We start from the raw sequence: 7,757 nt of genomic DNA on the forward strand, positions 1-7,757 counted from the left end.
TTCACACGCGGAAGACGCGGAGCTGGAGAGCGAGGGTGGAGTAGTAGCCGACCAGCGTGGTCAGCTCGAACAGCTCCCGCTCCCCCAGCACCGCGTACTCCTCCTCATCCAGGTCCCCCTTCGCCACCAGGGCCCTGGCCACGCGCAGCACCGCCGCCTCGGCCGGGTCGGCGAGCGTCAGGGGCGAGCCGTCGCGCAACGCCTGGAGCTGCTCCTCGGTGAAGCCCAGCTCGCGGGCGATCGGCTCGTGGGCGGCCCGCTCGAACGCGCTGTCGTGGTGCCCGGCCACGACCAGGATCGCCAGCTCCCGCGCCCGGCCGGTGAGCGTGGAGCGGTAACGGACGGCGGCGCCCAGCTCCTGGAGCGGGCCGCCGAGGGGCGGGCTGAGCAGCATCGCGTTGAACGGCCCGGTGAGCCCGCCCTCCTCGTCGACCATGAACCGGCCCCGCGGCCCTGAGGTGATCTTGTCGTAGAGCGCCCGGGCCTCCGGGTCCAGCTCGTTCGGGGGCGTCCTGCGCAGGCGTGCCATCCCGCGATCGTAACCGGCCCTTCTCCGCGCCTCCGGCGAGGTGTTCTGTGGAGGCATGACGGCGATGTCCACGAAACGGCTGGAGCTGCGTCCCGCCGGGCTGCGCGATCTCGGCGCGCTCGTGCGGCACTGGAACGACCCTCAGGTCAAGCGCTACCTGTTCGACGACAGGGAGGTCGATCCCCGGCTGGCCGAGACGCTGCTGCGCGACAGCGAGGCCGACTTCGCGCGGCGCGGGTACGGCCTTTGGCAGGTCTTCCTTCAGGACGTGCTCATCGGGGTGTGCGGGCTGCGGCGGCGCGGCGAGGAGCGGGTCGAGATCATCTACAGCCTGGATCCCGGGTACTGGGGCGCGGGGCTGGCGGCCGAGGCGGCTCAGGCGGTGCTCGCGGCGGGGAAGCGGGCCCGGCTGAAGGAGGTCCTCATCGAGACCGACGACGGCAACGTGACCTCCCAGCGGCTGGCCGAGCGGCTCGGAGCGGTGTTCGAGGGGGCGGAGGGAGGGCTGCGGCGATACGTGGTGACGTTGACGCCATGAACGGCTGATCACGCTCTCGCGACCGGTTTCGGTGGGTCCGGCAAACGGGCGCTCGTAGCAGGCGGGCCCTCCCCAACGCCGGCAGCCGGGCGGCGATGTCCGAGCCGCCGCCCGGCGGACACGGCGTAGGGGGGTCGAGGTACTGCGCCGGATCGTCAGCTCTCCGGGGAGAGCCAGGCCGTGGTGTCGGACGGCAGCAGGCCGTCCACGACCGGCCCGCTGGCCAGCAGGACCTTGCCCGGCGGCAGCGGCACCGCGTCCGGGCCCAGGTTCGTGACGCAGGTCAGGCCGGAGTCGCGGGTGAAGGCCAGCACCTGCTCGCCCAGTGGCAGCCAGGTCAGCGTGCCGTCCCCGAGCAGCCGCCGCCGGATGCCCAGCGCCGTGCGGTAGAGGTTCAGCATCGACCCCAGGTCCGTACGCTGCGCCTCGGCCGTCAGCTTGCGCCAGCCCTCCGGCTGCGGCAGCCACGGCGTGCCCGTGCCGAAGCCGAACGGCGGCTCCTCACCCGACCACGGCAGCGGGATACGGCAGCCGTCGCGGCCCGGGTTCGTGCCGCCGGAGCGGGCGTACATCGGGTCCTGGCGCACCTCGTCCGGCAGGTCCTCCACCTCCGGCAGGCCCAGCTCCTCCCCCTGGTAGACGTAGACGGAGCCGGGCAGCGCCATGGCCAGCAGCGCCGCGGCGCGGGCCCGCCGGTAGCCCAGCTCCAGGTCCGTCGGGGTGCCGTGCAGGGCACCGCCGTGGGCGAAGGAGGTGTCGGCGCGGCCGTACCGGGTGACGGGCCTGGTCACGTCGTGGTTGGACAGCACCCACGTCGGCGGGGCGCCGATGGGGGTGTGCGTGGCCAGCGTCAGCTCGATCGACCTGCGCAGGTCGGCGGGCTCCCAGGCGCAGGACAGGAAGTCGAAGTTGAAAGCCGTGTGCAGCTCGTCGGGGCGCAGGTACCGGGCGAAACGCTCCTGGTCGGGGAGCCAGACCTCCCCGATCAGGATGCGCTCGTCGTACTCGTCGGCCACCTCGCGCCACCGGCGGTAGACGTCGTGGACCTCGTCGAGGTCTTCGTAGGCGGTGTCTGACTTGATCAGCAGTGCGGCGGAGTCGATGCGCACGCCGTCCACGCCCCGGTCGAACCAGAAGCGCAGCACGTCCTCGAACTCCTGGTGGACCTCCGGGTTGTTCCAGTTGAAGTCCGGCTGCTCCGGGGCGAACAGGTGCAGGTACCACTGCCCGTCGGGCACCTGCGTCCAGGCCGAGCCGCCGAAGATGGACTGCCAGTCGTTCAGCGGCTCGTCGGCGAACCAGAACCGGTCGCGGGCCGCCGGGTTCGCCAGCGCCTCCTTGAACCAGGCGCTCTCGGTGGAGCTGTGGTTCGGCACGACGTCGATGATGACCTTGATGTCGAGCTGGTGCGCCTCCTCGATGAACCGCTCGGCCTCTTCCAGCGTCCCGAAGACCGGCTCGATGTCGCGGTAGTCGGCCACGTCGTAGCCGCCGTCGGCCATCGGCGACGGATACCACGGGTTGAGCCAGATGGCGTCGATCCCCAGATCCTTCAAGTACGGCAGGCGGAAGCGCAGGCCGGCGAGATCGCCGGCGCCGTCGCCGTTCCCGTCGGCGAAACTACGCAGGTAGACCTGGTAGATCGCGGCCCCCCGCCACCACGTTTGCGACATGCGCTCATCCCTTGATGCTTCCGGCGGTGAGTCCCGCCATGATGTGCCGTTGAAAGATGAAGAAAACAATGATCATGGGAATGCTGGTGATCAGCAGGCCGCCCATGACCTGGTTCTGGGTGACGGCCCCGGCCGTCTGCGACAGGCCCACGCTGATCGTCATCTTGTCGCTGTCGGTCATGACGAGCAGCGGCCAGACGAAGTCCTTGAACGAGGTGACGATCGTGAAGATCGACACCACGCCCAGGATGGGCCGGGAGATGGGCAGGACCACCGAACGCAGGATCCGCACCGCGCCCGCCCCGTCGATCTGCGCGGCCTCGATCAGTTCACGGGGAATCGAGTCGAAGAAGCGCTTGAGCAGGAAGATGTTGAACCCGTTGGCCGCCGCGGGCAGCCACAGCGCCCACGGGTTGTTGAGCAGGCCCAGGTCCACGACCGTCACGTACAGCGGGATGAGCACGACCATCGCCGGGATCATCAGCGTGGCCAGCATCATGCCGAGGATGACGTTGCCGAACATCGGCCGCAGCTTCGACAGCGCGTACGCCGCCGACACGTCCACGGCCATGCACACGATCCAGCCGCCCAGCGAGTAGTAGCCGGTGTTCAGCAGCAGCGTGCCGATGTCGAACAGGTCCCACGCCTCGAAGAAGGCGTCCGGCGTCGGATCGGCCGGGAAGAACGTGGGCGGCATCTGCGCCAGCTCCTCCGGCGTCTTCAGCGCGCCGGTGACCATCCAGTAGAGCGGGAAGACGAACGCCGTCGTGAACAGCACGAGCACCGCTGTCAGCACGAGCCAGTAGATGCGCCGGCCCCACCTGCTGTTGAGCTGGTGCGGCGAGACGATCGTACGGAACTGCACCTCGATCGGCCTCGGCGACCGCTTCCTGCCCCGCTTGCCCCGGGGCGTCGCCTCGGCTCCGACGGAGATCACGCCTTGTCCTCCCTCGTCAGGCGGAGCTGGAAGGCGGCGAACACGAGCAGCACGATCATCAGCATCATGCCGAGCGCCCCCGCCGAGCCGTAGTCCTGCAGGGTGAACGCGTTCTGGAACATCAGGTACGCGACCGTGACGGTGGAGTTCTCCGGGCCGCCGCCGGTCAGCATGTACGGCTCGATGAACACCTGCATGGTGGCCACGATCTGCAGCATCAGCATGAGCAGCAGGATCAGCCGCGTCTGCGGGATCGTGACGTGCCTGATGCGCTTCCAGATGCCGGCCCCGTCGAGCTCCGCGGCCTCGTACAGCTCCGGCGGGATGTTCTGCAGCGCGGCCAGGTAGATCAGCGTCGCGCTGCCCATGTTCATCCAGGTCGAGACGATGACCAGGGAGATCAGCGCGGTCGAGGAGCTGTCCAGCCAGGCCAGCGGCGGCAGGCCGAACACGTCGAGCACCTGGTTGAACAGCCCGGGCCCCGGGTCGTAGAACCACCTGAACAGCAGCACCGCCACGATCGGCGGCAGCATGACCGGCAGGTAGACCACGAACCGCAGGTAGGCCCGGGCGTGGCGCAGCTCGTTCAGCACGAGCGCGACGACGAACGGCACGGCGTAGCCACACACCAGTGCGAGGAACGTGAACTCCAGCGTGTTCAGCCACGCCTCGCCGAAGGCCGGGTCCTGGAACGCCGTCACGAAGTTGTCCAGGCCCACCCAGATCGGCTCGTTGATCAGGTCGGTCTTCTGGAAGCTCAGAATGAACTCCCTGACCATCGGATACCAGGCGAACACCGTGAAACACGCCAGCGCCGCGCACAAGAACCCGTAGGCCGTCAGATTGCGCCTCAAGATCTGCATAGGGTCAGCCCTTGGCCGCCAGCACCGAGTTGGCCTTCGTCTCCGCGTCGGCGAGGAGCTGGTCGATACTGGCGTCCTTACGGCTCAGCACGCCCGACATGGCCACGTCGAGGATCGCGTACAGCTCCTGGGCGTGCAGCGGCTCGGCCTTCGGCGGGATCGTGCCGGCGGCCTGGACGTAGGTCTCGTAGTTCGAGACCGGCAGCGAGGCGTTCTTCACGCGGTCGGCCTGGATGGCCTGGCCGGTGGGCGAGTCGCCGTAGACGGCGTTGTCGGGGACGCCGACGGGGTTGCCGAGGCTCTTGCCGCGGGCGAAGTCGAAGCGGCCCTTGCCGACCGTGTTGAAGCGGAAGTCGATCCACTCCAGCGCGGCCTTGGCCTCCTCGGGCGTGGCCTTCGGGTTGATCATGAACGCCTCGCCGCCGCTCAGCGACGCCTTGGCCTCGGGGAAGCCGGTGATGCCGTAATCGGCGACGTTGCCCTTGAACTTGTTGACCACGTCGGTGACCACGTCGGGCGCGCCGAGCATCATGCCGACCTTGCCGCTGCCCATGGCGACCATCAGCGACTCCCAGCCGACCAGGAGCTTGGTGCCCATGCTGTTGTCCACCCAGCGCATGTCGTGCAGGGTCTGCAGCACGGCCTTGCCCTCGGGCGAGTTGAACGCGGCCTTCTTGTTGTCGGGGGTCAGGATGTCGCCGCCGCGGCCGTAGATGGCCTGGGTGAAGTGCCAGCCGCCGGTGTTGCCGCCGGAGTACTCGCCGTAGCCGACGTAGCCGGGGCCGAGCCCGGCGATCTTCTTCGCCGCCTCGCGGACCTCGGCCCACGTCTTGGGCGGGGCGTCGGGGTTCAGCCCGGCCTTGGTGAACAGGGCGCGGTTGTAGACCAGGCCGACGCTGTAGTGCACGTTCGGGACGCCGTAGACCTTGCCGTCCTTGGTGACGAGCTCCTTGTGGTCGGGGCGCAGGTCGTTCCAGTTCTTGATCACGCTGGTGTACGGGGTGATGTCGAGGGCCTGGCCCTTGGAGATCACGTCGTTGTAGTTCGTCACGGGCACCACGAACGCCGTCTCCATCTGGCCGCCCGCCAGCTTGGGGCCGAACGTCTTGGGGTCGAAGCACGGCTGCTGGTCCGTGCTCTTGACCGTCACGCCGGGGTGCGCCTTCATGAACGTGGCCACGTCATCGTCCCAGGCCTGCCGTTCCTTCGGCGCGGACTTGGCGGGCTGGCAGGCCACCGTGATCGACACGGCCTTGGCGCCGCCGGCGGTGGGCGTGGCGGGCTCGCTCCCTGAACCGCAGGCGGCGGTGGACAGGGCTAGCGCGGATACGAGCAGGAGTCCGGTGGATCTCTGCATGGTCTGACCCTTCTGATGCGAGGTGCCCACACCATAGGATCCGTGACGTATGTTCGCAAGATTTCGACTTCATATTGCAAGATAACGACTGCGTTACGCCGGGAGGGAGAGGCCGCTCCTGGCGCCGTCCGGGGTCAGGCGACCTTCGGGGGCCGGGTGGCGACGAGCTCGCCACCCGAGGGAACCCCGGCGTTCCGGGCGGTCACCGGCGGGCTCCGCCACCGGCATGCGGGGACGGCGGGCGAGGCCCGCACCTGCGCAACACAGCGCACCATCCCGCCGACCCGGCGCATCAAGGGCGCGGCCTCCGGCACCACACGCGTCCATGCCGCGCCGGTGCCCCCGCCCTGCCGCACAGGTGTCCTCGTCACTCCGCGCCGCGTTACGACCACGTGCATCACCGCCGCATGCCGCCGACCTGGGCGCCCATCGTTCGGCCGGTGCCGTGCGGTGCTGTGCCGTGCCCAGGTGGGGTAACGCCTTCGCCCGCCACCGGCCCGCACCCGTGCAAGTCCCACGGCCGCGTGGTGCCGAGGGTCAGGGACGGGCGCGGGTGGTGGAGGCGCGGACGACGAGTTCCGGTTCGAACAGGAGCTCGTCCGCCGGCACGACCGCCTTGTCGATCTGGGCCACCAGCAGGTCCACCGCCGCCCGGCCCATCGCGTCGATGGGCTGGCGGACCGTGGTGAGAGGCGGCTCCGTGCAGTTCATCAGGGCCGAGTCGTCGAAGCCGATGACCGAGATGTCCGCCGGGACGGCGAGGCCGGCGCGGCGGGCGGCGCGTACGGTGCCCAGGGCGAGCAGGTCGCTGGCGCAGATGACGCCCGTGACGCCCCGCTTGACCAGGCGGGCGGCGGCGGCGTGCCCGCCTTCCAGGGAGAACATCGTGTGCTCCACCAGCTCCGTGTCCCCGCCCGAAGCCTGGAAGGTCTCGAGCTTGCGCCGCGACGGCATGTGGTCCTTGGGCCCGAGCACCATGCCGATCCGCTCGTGGCCGAGCGCGCGCAGGTGGGCGATGGCCATCTCGGCGGCCACCACGTCGTCGCACGACACCTGCGGGAAGTCGAGGTGCTGGACCGCGGCGTTGACCAGGACCGTGGGGAGTTTGCGCTCGTGCAGCAGCTCGTAGTGGCCGTGGGAGGCGTCGGCCTGGGCGTACAGGCCGCCGGCGAAGACCACGCCGCTGACCTGCTGCTGGAGCAGGAGGTCGACGTAGTCGGCCTCGGAGACGCCACCGACCGTGCGGGTGCACAGCACGGAGGTGAAGCCCTGCTGGGCCAGCGCGCCGCCGACCACTTCCGCGAAGGCGGGGAAGATCGGGTTCTGCAGCTCCGGGAGCACGAGGCCGACCAGCCGGGCGCGGTCGCCGCGGAGCTGGGTGGGCCGTTCGTAGCCGAGCACGTCGAGCGCCGTCAGCACGGCCTCGCGGGTCGCGTCGGACACCCCCGGCTTGCCGTTGAGCACGCGGCTCACGGTCGCCTCGCTCACCCCGACCTTCTTGGCCACCTCTGCGAGTCGTCGCGTCATGCGCAAACTATACGGCCTTCCACGCAAGCGCTTGCAACGGCTTACGTCCATCGAACGTCGTGGCTTGCACCGCGCCCACACCGGGCTTCCTGCCGGTTACCGCTCTCTGACCAGCAACAGGAGACGACCACGCACGCTCAGATTCAGTCAACTGTTTGCGAAATGTAGTCGAAATATTGCGGCTATCTGCGCGACATCTTATGGTTCGGCCATCCGCCTTACCCGAAGGGCCACCCCCATGAGAGCACTGTTAGCCGCCCTTGCGTTACTCATCGGATTCCTCGCCGCGCCGCCCGCGCACGCCGCGGCCGACACCAACCTCGCCGCCGGCAA

7 protein-coding genes are annotated in these 7,757 nt (G+C 69.4%); 1 reads left to right on the forward strand and 6 read right to left on the reverse strand.

The window, feature by feature from the left end; genetic code table 11:
- Position 1 precedes the first annotated feature (1 nt).
- On the reverse strand, positions 2-529 hold the full coding sequence (locus tag AB0I79_RS22710; protein WP_357875947.1) for a carboxymuconolactone decarboxylase family protein: 528 nt from the start codon (positions 527-529) through the stop codon (positions 2-4).
- A 64-nt stretch (positions 530-593) separates the two neighbouring features.
- Between AB0I79_RS22710 and AB0I79_RS22715 the strand changes: the two genes are divergently transcribed.
- Positions 594-1,067: a GNAT family N-acetyltransferase gene (locus tag AB0I79_RS22715; protein WP_357875949.1), complete on the forward strand. Its 474-nt coding sequence runs from the start codon at positions 594-596 to the stop codon at positions 1,065-1,067.
- A 155-nt stretch (positions 1,068-1,222) separates the two neighbouring features.
- On the opposite strand, the gene AB0I79_RS22720 is transcribed toward AB0I79_RS22715, so the two are convergent.
- From AB0I79_RS22720 to AB0I79_RS22740, 5 genes are all read right to left on the reverse strand, one after another.
- Entirely contained in the window at positions 1,223-2,740 is a 1,518-nt protein-coding gene (locus AB0I79_RS22720; RefSeq protein ID WP_357875951.1) for a glycoside hydrolase family 13 protein, read from the reverse strand.
- A 4-nt stretch (positions 2,741-2,744) separates the two neighbouring features.
- A complete protein-coding gene (locus AB0I79_RS22725) occupies positions 2,745-3,677 on the reverse strand; it encodes a carbohydrate ABC transporter permease (protein ID WP_357875953.1) in 933 nt (310 codons plus the stop codon).
- Entirely contained in the window at positions 3,674-4,540 is an 867-nt protein-coding gene (locus AB0I79_RS22730; protein WP_357875955.1) for a sugar ABC transporter permease, read from the reverse strand. Before AB0I79_RS22730 ends, AB0I79_RS22725 begins: the two co-directional genes overlap by 4 nt.
- Before the next feature lie 4 nt (positions 4,541-4,544).
- Positions 4,545-5,897, reverse strand: a complete 1,353-nt coding sequence (locus AB0I79_RS22735) for an extracellular solute-binding protein (RefSeq protein ID WP_357875957.1) — start codon at positions 5,895-5,897, stop codon at positions 4,545-4,547.
- A 537-nt stretch (positions 5,898-6,434) separates the two neighbouring features.
- Positions 6,435-7,424, reverse strand: a complete 990-nt coding sequence (locus AB0I79_RS22740) for a LacI family DNA-binding transcriptional regulator (protein WP_357875959.1) — start codon at positions 7,422-7,424, stop codon at positions 6,435-6,437.
- Positions 7,425-7,757 lie beyond the last annotated feature (333 nt).

Origin of the sequence: Nonomuraea sp. NPDC050202, from assembly GCF_040656115.1 — a bacterium.
GTDB lineage: Bacteria > Actinomycetota > Actinomycetes > Streptosporangiales > Streptosporangiaceae > Nonomuraea.

What these genes read in the sequence shown, in the direction of transcription:
- AB0I79_RS22710 (WP_357875947.1), bottom strand. Translation starts at nt 529, where the DNA reads ATGGCACGCCTGCGCAGGACGCCCCCGAACGAGCTGGACCCGGAGGCC.
- AB0I79_RS22715 (WP_357875949.1), top strand. Translation starts at nt 594, where the DNA reads ATGTCCACGAAACGGCTGGAGCTGCGTCCCGCCGGGCTGCGCGATCTC.
- AB0I79_RS22720 (WP_357875951.1), bottom strand. Translation starts at nt 2,740, where the DNA reads ATGTCGCAAACGTGGTGGCGGGGGGCCGCGATCTACCAGGTCTACCTG.
- AB0I79_RS22730 (WP_357875955.1), bottom strand. Translation starts at nt 4,540, where the DNA reads ATGCAGATCTTGAGGCGCAATCTGACGGCCTACGGGTTCTTGTGCGCG.
- AB0I79_RS22735 (WP_357875957.1), bottom strand. Translation starts at nt 5,897, where the DNA reads ATGCAGAGATCCACCGGACTCCTGCTCGTATCCGCGCTAGCCCTGTCC.
- AB0I79_RS22740 (WP_357875959.1), bottom strand. Translation starts at nt 7,424, where the DNA reads ATGACGCGACGACTCGCAGAGGTGGCCAAGAAGGTCGGGGTGAGCGAG.